This window comes from Enhygromyxa salina (genome assembly GCF_002994615.1).
Lineage (GTDB): Bacteria > Myxococcota_A > Polyangia > Nannocystales > Nannocystaceae > Plesiocystis > Plesiocystis salina_A.
Genome location: NZ_PVNK01000257.1, coordinates 1 through 14823, shown reverse-complemented (window position 1 = coordinate 14823; position 14823 = coordinate 1). Strand labels below are relative to the sequence as shown.

14 protein-coding genes and 1 pseudogene are annotated in these 14823 nt (G+C 69.5%); 8 read left to right on the top strand and 7 right to left on the bottom strand.

The window, feature by feature from the left end:
* Positions 1-4 precede the first annotated feature (4 nt).
* Genes ENSA5_RS29405 through ENSA5_RS29390 form a run of 4 tightly spaced genes read left to right on the top strand, consistent with a single transcriptional unit; the run spans position 5 to position 5082 of the window.
* Complete coding sequence (locus ENSA5_RS29405; RefSeq protein ID WP_258183048.1) at positions 5-1417, top strand: di-heme oxidoreductase family protein; 1413 nt, start codon at positions 5-7, stop codon at positions 1415-1417.
* Positions 1414-2526 carry an imelysin family protein gene (locus ENSA5_RS29400; protein WP_106395032.1) on the top strand — a complete coding sequence of 371 codons (1113 nt, stop codon included), beginning with the start codon at positions 1414-1416 and terminating at the stop codon, positions 2524-2526. The genes ENSA5_RS29405 and ENSA5_RS29400 overlap by 4 nt, the downstream gene beginning before the upstream one ends.
* Positions 2519-3811 carry an HTTM domain-containing protein gene (locus tag ENSA5_RS29395; RefSeq protein WP_106395031.1) on the top strand — a complete coding sequence of 431 codons (1293 nt, stop codon included), beginning with the start codon at positions 2519-2521 and terminating at the stop codon, positions 3809-3811. The genes ENSA5_RS29400 and ENSA5_RS29395 overlap by 8 nt, the downstream gene beginning before the upstream one ends.
* Entirely contained in the window at positions 3808-5082 is a 1275-nt protein-coding gene (locus ENSA5_RS29390; RefSeq protein WP_106395030.1) for a hypothetical protein, read from the top strand. Before ENSA5_RS29395 ends, ENSA5_RS29390 begins: the two co-directional genes overlap by 4 nt.
* A gap of 38 nt (positions 5083-5120) precedes the next feature.
* Here ENSA5_RS29390 and ENSA5_RS38475 read toward each other — a convergent pair whose 3' ends face one another.
* Positions 5121-6032: a hypothetical protein gene (locus tag ENSA5_RS38475; protein WP_181198276.1), complete on the bottom strand. Its 912-nt coding sequence runs from the start codon at positions 6030-6032 to the stop codon at positions 5121-5123.
* A gap of 205 nt (positions 6033-6237) precedes the next feature.
* Between ENSA5_RS38475 and ENSA5_RS29380 the strand changes: the two genes are divergently transcribed.
* Positions 6238-6711 (top strand): hypothetical protein, encoded by a 474-nt coding sequence (locus ENSA5_RS29380; RefSeq protein ID WP_106395029.1) that lies wholly within the window; start codon positions 6238-6240, stop codon positions 6709-6711.
* 528 nt (positions 6712-7239) lie between these two features.
* Here ENSA5_RS29380 and ENSA5_RS29375 read toward each other — a convergent pair.
* Positions 7240-8541: a protoporphyrinogen/coproporphyrinogen oxidase gene (locus ENSA5_RS29375; RefSeq protein ID WP_106395028.1), complete on the bottom strand. Its 1302-nt coding sequence runs from the start codon at positions 8539-8541 to the stop codon at positions 7240-7242.
* Positions 8542-8637: 96 nt separating this feature from the next.
* Here ENSA5_RS29375 and ENSA5_RS29370 point away from each other — a divergent pair, with 96 nt between their 5' ends.
* Positions 8638-9231 (top strand): hypothetical protein, encoded by a 594-nt coding sequence (locus ENSA5_RS29370; protein ID WP_146156231.1) that lies wholly within the window; start codon positions 8638-8640, stop codon positions 9229-9231.
* A 45-nt stretch (positions 9232-9276) separates the two neighbouring features.
* Here the strand turns inward: ENSA5_RS29370 and ENSA5_RS38470 are convergent, their stop codons facing one another.
* From ENSA5_RS38470 to ENSA5_RS29360, 3 genes are all read right to left on the bottom strand, one after another.
* Positions 9277-9660 carry a helix-turn-helix domain-containing protein gene (locus tag ENSA5_RS38470; protein ID WP_181198275.1) on the bottom strand — a complete coding sequence of 128 codons (384 nt, stop codon included), beginning with the start codon at positions 9658-9660 and terminating at the stop codon, positions 9277-9279.
* Positions 9660-9830 (bottom strand): hypothetical protein, encoded by a 171-nt coding sequence (locus ENSA5_RS38465; RefSeq protein ID WP_181198274.1) that lies wholly within the window; start codon positions 9828-9830, stop codon positions 9660-9662. Before ENSA5_RS38465 ends, ENSA5_RS38470 begins: the two co-directional genes overlap by 1 nt.
* A 97-nt stretch (positions 9831-9927) precedes the next feature.
* Positions 9928-10608 (bottom strand): RNA polymerase sigma factor, encoded by a 681-nt coding sequence (locus tag ENSA5_RS29360; RefSeq protein ID WP_106395025.1) that lies wholly within the window; start codon positions 10606-10608, stop codon positions 9928-9930.
* A 45-nt stretch (positions 10609-10653) separates the two neighbouring features.
* Here ENSA5_RS29360 and ENSA5_RS29355 point away from each other — a divergent pair, with 45 nt between their 5' ends.
* Both ENSA5_RS29355 and ENSA5_RS29350 read left to right on the top strand, forming a co-directional pair.
* The gene (locus ENSA5_RS29355) at positions 10654-12408 is read left to right on the top strand and encodes a serine/threonine protein kinase (protein ID WP_106395024.1); all 1755 of its coding nucleotides are present in this window, start codon (positions 10654-10656) and stop codon (positions 12406-12408) included.
* Positions 12409-12457: 49 nt separating this feature from the next.
* On the top strand, positions 12458-12973 hold the full coding sequence (locus ENSA5_RS29350; RefSeq protein ID WP_106395023.1) for a hypothetical protein: 516 nt from the start codon (positions 12458-12460) through the stop codon (positions 12971-12973).
* A 263-nt stretch (positions 12974-13236) separates the two neighbouring features.
* Here the strand turns inward: ENSA5_RS29350 and ENSA5_RS29345 are convergent, their stop codons facing one another.
* Together ENSA5_RS29345 and ENSA5_RS38460 are read right to left on the bottom strand one after the other, a co-directional pair.
* A complete protein-coding gene (locus ENSA5_RS29345) occupies positions 13237-14310 on the bottom strand; it encodes an amidohydrolase family protein (protein WP_106395022.1) in 1074 nt (357 codons plus the stop codon).
* Positions 14285-14823 (bottom strand): annotated as a pseudogene (locus tag ENSA5_RS38460) (hypothetical protein); the annotation flags it as partial. The gene ENSA5_RS29345 and the pseudogene ENSA5_RS38460, both read right to left, overlap by 26 nt.

Genomic DNA, 14823 nt, shown 5'->3' with positions numbered 1-14823 from the left:
CCTCGTGACCCCCTCGGACATCTGCCTCAGGCTCACGGGCCTCGGACTCGCGCTCGCGCTCGGCTGCGTCGCCGAAGCGGAGCTCGAGCTCGAGCCCGAGCCCGGCGAGGAGCTCGCCGGAGGTGGGACGACGGTGTTCGACCAGGGCACCCACGCGTTCTCGCTCTCGGCCCGCAACATCGCCGACGAGCACGAGACCGGCTTCTACGTCGGCAACTCCTTCTTCAACAAGAACTGGGTCACGGCCCCGGCCTCGACGACCGCGCGCGACGGGCTCGGGCCAACCTTCAACGCGCGCTCGTGCTCGGGCTGCCACTTCCGTGACGGCCGCGGGCGCCCGCCGCTGAGCGCCGACGAGCCGATGCTCTCGATGCTCCTGCGCCTGTCGGTCCCCGGCGAGGACGCCCACGGCGGGCCCAAGCCCGAGCCGAGCTACGGCGACCAGCTCCAGCCCTACGCCGTCGAGGGCGTGGCCGCCGAGGGCCGGGTGGTCGTCGAGTGGGTCGAGCAAGCCGGCGAGTACGCCGACGGCGAGGCCTACTCACTGCGCCGACCGAGCTACGTCTTCATGGATCTGGCCTTCGGCGAGCTCGCTGCCGACGTGCTGATCTCGCCGCGCGTGGCCCCCCAGATGATCGGCCTCGGCCTGCTCGAGGCGATCCCCGAGGCCACGATCCTCGGCCTCGCCGATCCCGACGACGACGACGGCGACGGCGTCTCCGGCCGGCCCAACTACGCCTGGGACCCGATCGGCGGCGAGCTCGGGCTGGGCCGCTTCGGCTGGAAGGCCAACCAGGTCGGGCTGCGCCAGCAAAACGCGGGCGCGTTCTTCGGCGACATCGGCATCACCTCGAGCCTCAACCCCGACGAGAACTGCCCGCCGCCCCAGGCCGAGTGCGCCGCGGCCCCGACCGGCTCCGAAGCGAGCGCCCCCGAGCTCGACGACGAGCTCCTCGATCACGTCACGACCTACACCCGCCTCCTCGCGGTCCCGGCCCGGCGCGAGGTCGACGATCCCGAGGTCCTCGCCGGCCGTGAGCTGTTCCGCCAGCTCGGCTGCGATCGCTGCCACGTGCCGCGCGTCCAGACCGGTGAGCTCGCCGGCTTCCCCGAGCTCTCGAACCAAGTGATCTGGCCCTACACCGACTTGCTCGTCCACGACATGGGCCCGGAGCTCGCCGACGGGCGGCCCGACTTCGAGGCCGACGGCCGCGAGTGGCGGACCCCGCCGCTGTGGGGCATCGGGCTGTTCGAGGTCGTCAACGATCACAACCTCTACCTCCACGACGGCCGGGCGCGGAGCCTGGCCGAGGCGATCCTGTGGCACGGCGGCGAGGCCGAGGCGGCGCGCGACGCCTTCGTCGAGCTCTCGGCCGAGCAGCGCCAGGCCTTGCTCCGCTTCTTGGGGTCACTATGACGCGCTCACGTCCATGGCTGCTCACCGGGTTGGGGCTCCTCGGCCTCGGCCTCGGCGCGATCGCCCAGCTCGGCTGTCCCGAGGTCGAGGACGACCGCCGCGGCGAGGTCGCGCAGACCACCGCCGAGCTCCTGCTCCAACCCGACCTCGCCGAGGCTCGCGCCCGGGCGCTGACCCTGCGCGAGGCCGCGACCTCGCTCTGCGCCGGCCCCGGCCCGACGAGCCTCGACGCCGCCCAGGAGGCGTGGTGGGAGCTGCGCGAGCCGTGGAAGCGGCTGCGCGCGCTCCCGCTCGGGCCGATCGTCGACGAGGGCTTCGACAGCGCGATCGATTTTTGGCCCGCGCGGCCAACCAGCGTCGAGGGCGGGGTCGAGCTCGGCGTGAGCAACCAGACCGAGCTCGACACCCTCGGGGTCGCGAGCAAGGGCCTGCCGGCGATCGAGTACCTGCTGTGGGATCCCGTGAACGGCGACGAGGCGATCCTCGCCAGCTTGACCGACCCGGAGCTCGGCGCGGCCCGCTGCGACTACGTCGTCGTCCTCGCCGCCGACCTCGAGCTGCGCTTCGAGCTGCTCGACAGCGCGACGGCCGAGTTCGCCGACGCGCTCGCTACGGCCGGGAGCTCCGAGCGCTTCCCGACCCTGGCGGTGGCGATCGACGAGCTGCTCAACGCGGCGATCGCCGGGCTCCACGACATCAGCGAGCGCGAGTTCGGCAAGCCCCTCGGGCTGTCGACGGGGACCGAGCCCCAGCCCGATCAGCTCGAGTCGCGCTTCTCCGATCGGTCCCGAACCGACGTCCGCGCCGCGGTCGAGGGCTTTCGCCGCTTCTACCTCGGCGCCGAGGCCGGGGTCGGCGAGGCGCCCGGGTTGACGGCCCTGGTCAGCCAGGCCAACGCCGAGATCGACGCGCGGGTCCGCGAGCAGCTCGCAACCACCGTCGCCGCCGTCGAGGCCATGCCCGAGCCCATGCGCACGATCATGGAGGTCGACCCCGACGCCGCCGCGGCGGCTCGAGACGCGGTCCTCGCCCTGCGTCAGCTGCTCGCCGCCGACGTCGCCGGGCTCTTGGGCGTCACGGTCTCGCTCTCGGACAACGACGGTGACTGACCCTCCAACGCGCCGCGTCGACGCGGCCTCGCTGGTGATCCTGCGCGTGATCGTGGGCCTGCTGGTGTTCGTGTCGGCGGTGCGCTTCGTGGCCAAGGGCTGGGTCGAAGAGCTGCTCCTGGCCCCGGAATTTCACTTTCGCTACTGGGGCTTCACCTGGGTCCCAGAGCCCTCGCCGGCCCTGGCCTACGCCCTGTTCGCGATCGTCGCCGCGAGCGGGCTGGCGCTCGCGGCCGGGTGGGCGGTCCGGGCCAGCGCCGCGCTCGCGTGCCTGGCCTTCACCTGGCTCGAGCTCGTCGATCTGAGCTACTACCTCAACCACTATTATTTCCTGAGCTGCCTGCTGCTGTGCTTCGCCCTGGTCCCGCCGCGGCCCGAGCACGACGGCGCGGTCCCGGCCTGGAAGCTGGGGCTGGTCCGCGCGCAGATCGGCCTGGTCTACGTCTACGCTGGGATCGCCAAGCTCGACGGCGACTGGCTCGTCCACGCCCAGCCCCTGCGGATCTGGCTGGCGCGCCACGCCGATCTCCCCCTCGTGGGCCCGTGGATGAACGAGGCGTGGCTGGCCTACGCGGCGTCGTGGTCCGGGGCGGCCTTCGACCTGTTCGTGGTCCCGGCCTTGCTGTCCAAGCGCACGCGGATCCCGGCCTACCTCGCGCTGATCGGGTTTCACACGATCACGGGGGCGCTGTTTCCGATCGGGATGTTTCCGTGGGTGATGATCGGCTGCGCGACGATCATGTTCGAGCCCGACTGGCCGCGAAGGTGGCTGGCCCCGGGCTCGCGCCTCGATCGACCGGTCCCGGTCGAGCCCCGCCGCGAGGCCCTGGCCGGGGCCCTCGCGGCGCTGCTGCTGCTGGTCCAGATCGCGCTGCCGTGGCGCCACCTGGCCTACCCCGGGTCGGTGCTGTGGCACGAGCAGGGCGCGCGCTTCTCCTATCGCGTGATGGTCGTCGAGAAGGGCGGGGCCGTGGTGTTTCGTCTCCACGATCGGAGCTCGGGTCGGACCTGGCAGGTCGACCCCCAAGACACGGAGCTAAGCATGCTGCAAGCCAAGATGATGAGCACTCAGCCAGACATGATCGCCGCCTACGCCCGCCACCTCGCCCGCGAGGTCGAGCGCGAGCAGCCGGGTTCACGGGTCGAGGTTCGCGTCGACGCCTTCGTCGCGGTCAACGGCAGGCCGAGCGCGCGGCTGATCGACCCGACCGTCGATCTCGCCGCCGTCGAGGATCGCCTCGCCAACAAGGCGTGGGTGCTCGCGGGGCCGGAGGGCTTGCGATGAGCAGGCTGCTGGCGGTGACGGTGGCGGCGACGCTGAGCCTCGCGCTCGTGGGCTGCGTCGGTGACGAGGACGAGGCCGGCGCCGAAGCGGGCGAGACCGGCGGCGAGGCCGACGTGGCCCTCGGCGACACCCCGCTCCCGGCCTGCGACGCCGCGATGTTCATCTACGAGCAGATCGTGGCCGAGCTGGTCTTGCCGAGCCCGGATCCGGCCTACGTCGCCGAGCTCTACCGGGGCGACCCGCCCGACATCTCGGGCGAGTCCCCGACCCCGGGCGGCAGCGCCCTGCAGCGCTGGGTCCGGGAGGTCGACGCTGGCCTCGGTCGGGTCGAGGCTGGCGTGCTGCTCGACGACGCCGCGATCGAGGCGGCCCTCGAGCTCGCGCTGAGCGAGGCGGACCCCCAGCAGGTTCGCCTCGCGCTGGTCGACCTGGTCCAGACCCTGCGCCTGGTCGCGAGCCTCGACGTCCGGGCCCGGCTCGCGGCGGTGTCCGACGTGCTCCCGGACCCGGCCCGAGATCCCGCCCTGCTCCAGGCCGAGTGGGACCACGCCTGGTGCACCTGGTCGGGCGTGCTCTCGCCGCTGGCCGTCGAGGCCGACGCCGTCGCGGGCGAGGGCTGGGAGGCGCAGATCGTCGCCGGCTTCGAAGACGGCCACGCCGGGCTCACCGGTGGCGAGCAGGTCTGGGCGCCGGATGAATTCGCGACCAAGCCCGCCAAGCAGATCATCGAGAAGAGCATCTTCGGCGTGATCGCGCGGGTCTTGCTGGTCCGGGCCGAGGCCGCCCGCGCCGGCGCCGACCCGGCCCTGGCCCGCGAGGCCCTCGGCTTGTTCACGATCCTCGAGGACCGGGTCCGCGAGCGCAACACCCCCGCGGTCGAGCTGATCACGACCATGCTCGGCGGCGACCCGGCCGACATCGACGCGGCCCAGATCGAGACCGAGCTCGCGATCGCCTTCGTCAAGCGCGCGCGCAAGTACTGTGACGAGGCGGTCCAGGCCGGGGTCCTCGGGACCCCCGACGGGATCAAGGGCGCGTGGGAGGGGATCATCTACACGCAGGTGGTGCTCCCGGTCATGAGCGATCGCCTGGCCGACCAGGGCTTCGACGCCGAGGCCCACCTCGCCGACTGGGACGCATATTTGACGGCGATCGCGACCGATGACCCCGCCGCCGCCCTCGAGCTCAGCGTCGGGCTGGTCGAGTGGAACTGCGCGCTTCAGGCGGCCCTGGGCATCGAGACCTGCACCTCGAGCGACGACGAGAGCTGAGCCCACGCGCGCCTCGGTCTGCGGCGCGGTGACGGGGCTCAGCCGACCGGGGCCGGGAAGCAGTCGAACTCGATGTTGCCGTCGACGTTGCCCCAGGCGAGGCTGACCATCAGGGCCTCGACGCCCATCGGCTGCATCACGCGGTTGATGCTGTCGAGGTCGTCTTGGTTGAGGTAGGCCGAGCCGTTGGAGAACTCGGACACCATGTACAGCCCGCCGCCATGGATCGACACGTAGTCGAGCAGGGTCTGCATCTCTGCGTCGCTGGGCTCGTCGCCTTGATCGAACTGGCCCGAGGCCTCCATGTACATGACGATGTCGAACTCGGCGGCGAGCTGAGCGGGGTTGCCGATGTACTGGGCTGGCATGTGAACGCCGGCCACGGTCGCGTCGATGTCGAAGTTGACCGGACCGTCGGACGGCGTCCAGCCGAACCAGAAGATCGAGGGCTCGGCCTCGGTCGCGCCGAGCCACGCGTGGAGCGGGCAGTCGGTGATCTCGTTGAAGGGCAGGCTGCTGTCGGCCGAGGCGATGAAGCGGCCGTTGCCGTAGGTCCCGAGCGCGTAGACGATCTCGTTCATCAAGGTCGCGGTCGCGAACACGTCGTCACCGCTGATGTTGAACACGCCGGACTGCATCGAGTCGATCGTGAGGGCGCAGTCGATGCACTCCATCATGGAGACGTCCGCCTCGACGATCGTGTCGAACTTGGGCCCCTCGGTGTCACCGTCGCCCGAGTCGCCGTCGCCGGTCTCGGAGTCGCCCGCATCACCGTCGCCCGCGTCGCCGTCTCCGGTGTTTCCGTCTCCGGTGTCTCCGTCTCCGTCACCGCCGGTCGTCGGACCCGAGTCGGCTGTAGACACGAAGGTCGTGCTGGTCTCCTCGCCGGTCTTGGGCCCGCACGCGGCGAGCAGGGCGACGCCAAAGAGGACATGAAAGGGGCGCGGCATGGCCGCCAAGCTACCATCTACGCGCTCGCCCTGACCGCGCCCACGCTCGTACGAGGAGTATCTGGGTCTCGATGGGTGCCCCGCCGCCTTCGCGCTGAAGCCGCGTGTCGGGTCCCGCGATGGCGCGCCGGGTCAATCTTTGGGGCGGCCCCGGTCAGGCACGACGGGACCCACGCTCCATCATGAGCGTCACGGAGCTTCACCCATGGACGTCACCCGCAGCGCCTATCAAGACCAGGACTCGCCGCTGACCCTGCGCGAGGGCCTCGACGAGTACTACCGCGACAACCCCAAGGTCACGCCGCCGGACGAGGCGAGCGACGAGGGCGCGCGCTTCTTCGCCTCGCACGACGTCGCCCATGTCGTGTTTGGGACCAACACGCAGATCCTCGACGAGACGATCACGGATCTGTGGCAGATCTTCGGCCTCGACATCTCGGCCTGGGAGTACGCCAGGCAAGGCGCCGCCGCGCCCGAGGTCCGCGAGGTCTTCCGCGAGCTGGGGCTGCGCGGGTTGGCGAAGGGCCTCGCGCTGCTGCCCAGGTATGTCGGGGAGATCTGGCGGCGTACGCGTCGGATGCACAAGCCCTGGCCGTGGACGGAGTTCGGTGAGTATCTCGACCGGCCGCTCGCGGAGATCCGCGCAGAGTTCGGCATCGAGGTCCTGCCCGCGAGCTGAGCTGTGTAAAGAGGCCGCGGGTCAAGTCGACCCCCCGAAATCGCACCCCCAAACTGATGCCGAGCCTTCTGAATCTACACACCACCCGCCTCGGCGATGGGCCGGAGCCTCGCGGACCCGGGCGGCTGGACCTCGGGAGCGCTCGCCAGCCCTGAAGATCCGCGAGCTCGGGGTCGCAGAAGGCTCGCGTGTCCCGCTCGAGCCCGGCGGCGGGCACAACGCAGCCCCAGAGGCCACCTTTGGGGTACGCATTGGGTGCCTCGTGTATGCAATCGAGGACCCGCCACCTACAAAGTCGCGCTTCGAGCATGCTCGGGACCATGAATCGAGCACACTGACCGTGGCCCGAGCAAGAGTCGGAGGGTCGGCGGGCCCCGAGCCTGGGGCCGGATGACGTCCTCATCGACTCGGGCGACGGCCAGGCGGAGGCGGCTCGGGCCCGGATGCTTGGGGGGTCGTTGACGACAGCGAGCCCGGGTCGGCGCTGGGCTCCCAGCGAGGCGACGCGAGGCATTGCACCACGGGCTGCTAGCGAATGAGGCCGCCTGCGATGAAGCCGGGGTGGCTCCCCGCGATCGCCCGGGCCGCGTCGAGGCCGGTCGCGACGGCGACCTCCATCGAGGGGCAGCCAAGGTAGTCGCCGGCGAAGTAGCACCCGCCCACCCCTTGCAGCGCCCGCACGGCTTCGACGAAGAGCTCGTCGCTGACCGGCATCGACTGGGCCCAGACCTCGTGGGTCACGACCTCCTCCACGCCACCCCCCTCCGGGCACAGGGCGTTGACCGCCGCCTCGATCCCGCGAAGGTCGATCGCCTCGTCGTGGTCGAGGCGGATGTTGAGGGTGTAGTGGTGGCGCAGGGCCTCGCTGGCGTAGAGCCGCTCGAGGTCGATCATCGACAGCGCCTGCGCGCCCGGCTCCTCGCGGGGGGTGAAGAAGATCGCCCCCCAGTCCGGGGTCTGGGGCTGGTAGCGCTCGCGCAGGCGCACGACGGCGGTCACGAAGCGGGTGTAGGGGACCGAGCGCTTGGACCGAGGGATGAGGTCACGCATCAGCGGGTGGTCGGCGTTTTGGGCGAACACGAAGCGGTCCGCGCCCAGCCAGCCTTCGCTGGTCTCGAGGCCGTCGCCGTCGAAGCCCTTCACCTCGCAGCCGAGCCGGAGCTGGCCGCCCAGCGCCAGGAACTCGGACAGCAGGGCGTCGGGCAAGGACCGGCTGCCGTGCCGGAACATGTCGCTCTTGGTCGAGCTGCCCCCGAACACGGTCCGCGGGTAGATCGGCATCGCAAAGGCCGCCTTGTACTCCGCGATGGGCGGGTAGCAGTAGCCCTGGCAGAGCGTGTCGATGAGCCGCTTGTACTTCGCGCTCTCGACGGGGTCGCCGACCCAGTCGTCGACGCAGGCCTCGATCGTGCGCTGCTGGTAGTGGTCGAGGTTCGGGCGGTCGAGCGGCCCCGCAGTCAAGGCGCTCGCGATCGACTTGGTAGCGACCGCGATCAGCTTGATCAGATGCAGCTTGAACTGGTCCTCGCGGAGCGGGTGGCGGTCGCCGAGGTCGTAGTAGATGTCGACCGAGGGGACGCGGTGAAGCTCCGAGTCGACGTCGAGCTCCGCGCAGAGCGTTCGGTAGTCGTGGTACCAGGGGAAGACCAAGAACCCGCCGAGGTCGACGTCACATCCCTCGATCTTCCGGGAGAGCACCCGGCCGCCGATCCGGTCGCGGGCCTCGAGCACCGTCACCTCGAAGCGTCCCTCTTTTACGAGCTTGTAAGCCGCGGTCAGCCCCGCGAGCCCTGCGCCGACGACGGCGACCTTCATCTTGGGTTGGGTCATTCGAACTCCTCGCAGGGCAACGATATCCGAGCATCGATGTAAATAAAGCGGCCCGCACAGATGCTTTCTTCGAGCCGCAGGTGGTAGCGTCACCCTGTGCATGCCTTTTTGCGCGCCAGCGTCTTCGCGCTCTTGTCCTGGAGCATGGTGGGCTGCCACGCGCCGAGCGTGGGCTCGGAGCCGAGCCAGGAGCCGAGCCAGGAGGTCGAGGTGGACGACGTGAACGAGAGCGAGCTCGACACCCCCGAGGGGCAGACGCGTGTGTTCCTGTTCGGGGCTCAACTCGACCTGCCGGAGGGATGCGACGCCCAGCCGGCCCAGCCCATGCGCGTCCGGGGCTACCAGCTCGGCTTCGTCGCCGAGCACGACGGCGCCCACCTCGTCACCCTCCAGCCGATCCGCGGCGACGGGACCGTCCCGGGCCTCAGCTACGTCGTGAGCGCGCCTTGCTTGCAGCGCCTCCAAGCGGCGTTCGCCTCTGCGGGCCTCGAGCCGACCGAGCTCCAGGTCGAGCCGCCGAGCGCGGGACGGAGCGCGCCGACGACCCCCGCCACCGCGTGGTTGGCCCCGTCCGACCGGCCGCCGGCCGCGGCCAGCCCGGACGAGGTCTCCGCGCTCCGCGAGGCGTGGACCGCCGCAGGGCTCGACACCCGCGCGATCGACGACGCCGTCGGCGTCGGTGCGCCGTGAAGACCTCTGGCGACCGGCAGCTGAAGACGACCCACCGACGCAAGATCATTCGCCGCGGTCGCAGAGCGTCCGCAACAACCGAATGAGCGCCTGATACTGATCCTCAGACAGCGCACCGACGAGCTCGAGCAGCTCGCGGTTGAACTCGCGCTCGCGGAGATCGAAGCCTTCGAACAGCGCCGACAACGGGAGCTCGAACCCGGCGCACAGTCGCCGCAGCGTGTCGAGCGACGCCGAGCAGGCACCCGCTTCGATCTCATGGATGGTCTCGAGATCGAGCTCGGAGCGCTCCGCGAGAGCCTCGGGGCTCAGCTCGCGCTCGTCCCGACACCAGCGGACGTAGCCGCCGAAGCGGCGAGCTTTCGTAACCGTCAGCTGCTGTGCCAGGTCGCTATCAGAGGCTGCAGGTTGAGTCTCGTCATCATCCATCAGTTGTCTCCTCGGGCCCAGATCGGTGCGGCAAGGCTGCGGAGCGCGTCGACCGAAGACAGCTGCGCATGTTTGCCGAAGTCGCGCACGAGTTGCACGAGTTGCTTCTCGAGGGTCCAGTCCGGGTGGGCCCGGATGACCTGCGCGAGCGCGCGACGCTCGACCCACATCCCGAGAGGCGTGCACCCAGCGAAGCGTTACCAACTGATCGCCAAGCCGCGTCGGACCCGGCAGGCGCATGGTCGGGGAAGCGTTACCGCCCCTTCGTCACGTCTGCTCACGCGGAGGACTCTTGAGCTTGTCGAGCTCCGCCTCCACGGCGGTCAGGGCTCGCCAGACGCGAACTCGCACGGTGCCGATCTTGATGCCTTCACGTCGCGCGAACTCGCGCGGATGCTCACCCTTCCATCGGCTCATGAACGCTCGGCGCAGGGTCGTGGCCACGGCGGCGAGTGCGACTCGCAGAAGATCGACGCGCTCCGACCAGAGAACCGGCTCGGAGGGCAACGTGGGATCGGCGGTCCATTGGGCCGGGGCCGCGTGGTTGCGCGCGCGCTGGCCCTCCTTGCGCGCGTGGGTCCGCAGGCGGTTGCGGGCCACCGTGAACACGTGAGAGCGAAACGCGCGAGGATGCTCAGGCTCGAAGGTATCGAGCCCTCGAGCGATGATCTCCAACGACGCCTGAGCCAGATCCTCGGCGTCGACCGCACCCACGCGCGATCGAAAGAAGCTCACGAGCACGACCCGGATCTCTCGCAGGAGGATCGTCTTGGCTCGCGCACGCCCAGCGCGACTACGGCAAGCTTGGTAGGCGAGAAGCAAGGCGTCGAGCGACATCGGTGCCAAGGGTATACACAAACCCGCACGGCTCGCACCGATCTGCCTCGGCCGAGACCGACCCACCCGGATCTCCCCACCGATCTGATCGCCGTCGACCTGCAGATCCATCGCGTGAGTGATGTAGGATCCTGACGCCCCCCTCGGAGCGAGCGAGTGTCCCGCGACCCTGAAGAGTCCAGCGATCGTCGTCGCGTTCCCTCGGCGCGTTGGCACGAGCTGATCGAGGCCGTCACGGCATCCCCGGGGATCGAGCTCGGTCGTTTCAAGCTGCTCGCCTGGATCGGGGGCGGGGGCATGGGGGTCGTCTTTCGGGCTCACGACACCGAGCTCGACCGCGAGGTCGCGCTCAAGCTGTGGAAGCTCCCGCCCGGCGAGGCCAAGGAAGCGGTCGTCCACGAGGCCAAGTGCCTGGCCAAGCTCTCACACCCCAACGTCGTCGCTGTCTACGGGACCGGCGAAGTCGACGACGACGTGTTCCTGGTCATGGAGCTCGTCGACGGCATGGATGGACGCCTGTGGATCAGCTCGTTCCAGCCCAGCTGGAGGCAGATCGTGGATCTGTACGTTCTCGCGGGCCACGGCCTCGCGGCGGCGCACGCTGCTGGCCTCGAGCACGGCGACTTCAAGCCCGAGAATGTCCTGCTCGGCCGTGACCATCGCGTCCACGTCGCAGACTTCGGCGTCGCACGAGCGCTGCGCGAGCACATCTGTGTCGACGACGATCCACTCGCAGCCGAGGGCAACGCGGGGCTGGGAACGCTCGCCTACATGGCACCAGAGCGCCTCCACGGGCGACGCGGCGACGCGCGATCGGATCAGTTCTCGTTTTGCGTGACGGTGTGGGAGTGCCTCTACGGCAAGCGGCCCTTCGACGGGCCCACCGAGCTCGCAATGCTCGAGGCCATGGAACGCGGCGGGCTACAGACGAACCCCGCCGCGACCGCGTATGGGATCCCTCGGCGCCTCCGGCAGGCGATCACGCGCGGGCTGGCGATGGACCCGGCGGAACGCTGGCCAGACATGGCGAGCCTGCTCGCCGCGCTCGATGAGATCCGACGCAGGCCCGACGAGCGAAAGCGCTGGCGGTGGATCGCGGTGTCGGCGGTGGGATTGATGCTCGGAAGCTCCGCGGTCACGGCGTGGCTCGTGACATCACGCACCCAGGCCCACACCGAATCTGGGATCAATTCCGAGCTCAAGACGACGCTCTTGCACGCCGAGCAAAGTCCAGCCAGCGCTGACGAGGCCGAACTCCTCGCGGACGAGCTGATCAGTTTGATCGAAGCCGGCAAGCTGGACGAAGCTCAACGCCGCTGGGTGGAAGTCGAAGACTCCGCCACCCAGAAGGACAAGACCATCGAGCACGAGGCGCTCGTGATCACGCGCGCCCTGATTTCTCGCGCGCAGCTCCTCGCGCGCAAAGAACCCACCACGTCGACGGCGCTTGCGTTCCACGCGTTCGCGCCGCTCTCCTACAGCACCTCGCGCTATCCGCTGGATCATCCGGCCCAGACCGAACTCGACTCCTTGCGTGACGTCTCCATGCGGTTGACCTCTCGCGCGACCCGGCTCGTGGGCAGGTACACCGAGTCATTGCGCGCCGAACTCGGGCACACGTGCTCCTGCGATCCGCCGATGAACGCAGACGACTGCGATGCCATCGACAGCGACAGCGTCGCCCTCCATGCATGCCTCACCGAGCTGCTGGTGAACCACGAGGACGAGCTCGCGGGCTACCTCTCGTGCCTCGCTCCTGCGACAGAGAGCCACACGACATGTGTCATGGCAGTCACCGACTGCAACGTGGCCGGGATCGAGAGTTGCGACGCGACCCGAGCGCGTGCGGAGGGAGAGTGCTCGCCCTTGACGCCGAGCCTCCGGCGGGCGTTCGCCGCCTGCGCTCGCTGATATTGTCGACACAACTCGCTACGGAGAAAGGTGACGGTACGCTTCGCGGATGACAACCGCGATCATTCTGTTCACGACCTTGCTGCTCGATCCGCTCGGCACCGCCCCGGATCTGTGCGCAGACGTCTACCTCGACACGGACAGCGAACCAATCACAGACGCAGAGGGGACCACGCTGTCTCGCTTTTGTGAATGGACGGGACCAGAGGTCCCGGTCTGGAACGACGACGTGTGCTGCACGATCGGGGCCGCTGGGGCCGAGTGCAGGCTCGCTCCTATCGATCAAGCCTGCGACGAGGGCAGGCGCATGTACTGCGAATACGGCGAGCTCTTCACGGACATGAGTGTCGTTTGCTACCAGCCCTTCCGCTCGGCCTGCGAGCTGTCGAGCTGTAGCCGCGGGACCGTGCAGTCACCCGACGACATCCAAGAAGACATTTTGTGCTGCTACAACGGCAGCTGCTACGAGTTCACGAGCATCTACCTCGAGGACTGTGACGGCCTGCTCGGCTGGTGCTCCTACGGGTACTCGAAGGAGGACGGGACCGTGGACTGCTACGACTGAGCTTCACCCGGGGCGGCTCGGCGGTTCGATCGCCTGGCCGCCTGGGCTCCTACGATCTGCATCGACCCGCGCCGGTCACCTCGAAAACACCGGCCGAGGCTCCGTCTGTCAAGATGGTGGCGACCTGTGGGTCCCCCAACGACGTAGGCGCGAGCGGAGCCCAGACTTTTCCCCACCCCGGGCCGGCGTACTGCAAGTTTTGGCGACAAAGCCCTCGGCGAAAAGGCCAAGCGAGGCGGCGCGAGGGATTGCACCCCGGGCTGCTAGTCCTCTCCACATCCCGCCAACCAGCTCCGCGCGTTATCACCCATCACCGCATCGAGCACCGCAGGCTCGAGCGCCAGGCCCCGATATTCACCCATCACCGCCGCCCCTACCCCCTCGCCCCCGCGCCAAAACTCAAAGCGCTCGAGCTCGAGCAGCCCAACATTCGCCGCGATCTGCCGATCCCACTCGTGCCGCGTCGCGTCCATGTTCCCGGCCGCGATCGTCGTGACCACGTCCGACCCAAACAAAAAGCGCCCAGGCTCGGCGGCGATCAAGGCCCGCAGCCGCGCCCGCTCCCCCTCGATGTTCGTGAACCCGTCGATCCCCGGCTGCCCGCCCCCGTGGCTCGTGTCGACGCGCAGGGTCGGGTGCGCCCGAAGGATCCGCTCGAGTCGATCGAGGTCCGTCCGGCTGCCACACAGATGGGCGCAGACCAGCTCGAGCTTCGGGTGCGCGGCCAGGAGCGCGTCGAGCTCGGCCTCGTAGCGGAAGCTGTTGACGTGCAGCAAGACCGGAACCCCGCGGCGCTCGAGCTCGGCGAAGACCGCGTCGTGCCGCGCGTCATCGAGCGGCCGCCGCCGCAAGCTGCGGTGACCAAGGTAGAGCTTGACCCCGCACGCCCCCCGCTCGAGCCAGGCGCCGAGCTCGGCGATCTCGACCTCGGCCGGCTCGACGGTCACGAAGGGCAACAGGCGGTCGCGGTGGTCCGCGGTCTGCCGCAGCAGACGATCGTTGGCCGCCCGCCAGTCTGCGAAGGGGTCGTCGCGGGAGCTCGGCGGGTGGTCGGGGTCGAGGTGCGGCGACGCGAGGACCACGGCCTGGGCGATGCCGTTGCGGTCGAGGGTCGCGAGCAGATCATCGACGACCTCACCGACGAGGTGCACGTGGACGTCGACCCGCGCGCGGCTCGGCACCTCGACAGACTCGCGGGCCGGGGCCTGGGCCTGGGCCTGGGCCTGCTCCTGGGCCTGGGCCTGCTCGGGCTGCGGCGGTCGAGCGTTGCAGGCCGCGAGCAAGATCAGCGCGAGCGCGCCGGCCCGGCCCTCAGCACTCGCACTCGTCTTCGCCATCGTAGCCGCGAATCTCGACGGAGAGCTCGTAGGGATAGGTCGCCGCGGGCGTCGGCCCGTAGACGTGAATCAGGACATCCCTGGAGTAGGCGTCGCCAAAGCCGCCGATGTCGATCCGACCGTCCTGAGCGAGGTCCTGGGTCAACGGCATCATCGACTCCGCGTCGAACACCTCGACCGCGATCGCGTTCTCGGGCGCGGCCGGCAAGAAGGGTTCATCGCACCACTGCCCGCACCAACTGCTGCCCATCACGATGGCGTCGACGTACAGCGCGTAGACTTCGTAGTCGAGATCGTTGACCGAAAACAGGTACCAGTCGTCCTCGTTGGAGCACAAGAAGGCGTCGATCGTGACATAGGCCGACCAGGCAGAGACGTTGCTCCAGGCGACCGGCGCGGCGTCTTCGGGCAGCTCGTTGGGCTCCCAGTCGTCGTTGTCCGGACACAGGTTGGCGTCTCCGTCTCCGTCCCCGTCGCCGTCGCCGTCGCCGTCGCCGTCGCCGTCCCCGTCCC

What these genes read in the sequence shown, in the direction of transcription:
- ENSA5_RS29400 (WP_106395032.1), top strand. Translation starts at nt 1,414, where the DNA reads ATGACGCGCTCACGTCCATGGCTGCTCACCGGGTTGGGGCTCCTCGGC.
- ENSA5_RS29390 (WP_106395030.1), top strand. Translation starts at nt 3,808, where the DNA reads ATGAGCAGGCTGCTGGCGGTGACGGTGGCGGCGACGCTGAGCCTCGCG.
- ENSA5_RS38475 (WP_181198276.1), bottom strand. Translation starts at nt 6,032, where the DNA reads ATGCCGCGCCCCTTTCATGTCCTCTTTGGCGTCGCCCTGCTCGCCGCG.
- ENSA5_RS29380 (WP_106395029.1), top strand. Translation starts at nt 6,238, where the DNA reads ATGGACGTCACCCGCAGCGCCTATCAAGACCAGGACTCGCCGCTGACC.
- ENSA5_RS29375 (WP_106395028.1), bottom strand. Translation starts at nt 8,541, where the DNA reads ATGACCCAACCCAAGATGAAGGTCGCCGTCGTCGGCGCAGGGCTCGCG.
- ENSA5_RS38470 (WP_181198275.1), bottom strand. Translation starts at nt 9,660, where the DNA reads ATGGATGATGACGAGACTCAACCTGCAGCCTCTGATAGCGACCTGGCA.
- ENSA5_RS38465 (WP_181198274.1), bottom strand. Translation starts at nt 9,830, where the DNA reads ATGTGGGTCGAGCGTCGCGCGCTCGCGCAGGTCATCCGGGCCCACCCG.
- ENSA5_RS29360 (WP_106395025.1), bottom strand. Translation starts at nt 10,608, where the DNA reads ATGGATCTGCAGGTCGACGGCGATCAGATCGGTGGGGAGATCCGGGTG.
- ENSA5_RS29350 (WP_106395023.1), top strand. Translation starts at nt 12,458, where the DNA reads ATGACAACCGCGATCATTCTGTTCACGACCTTGCTGCTCGATCCGCTC.
- ENSA5_RS29345 (WP_106395022.1), bottom strand. Translation starts at nt 14,310, where the DNA reads ATGGCGAAGACGAGTGCGAGTGCTGAGGGCCGGGCCGGCGCGCTCGCG.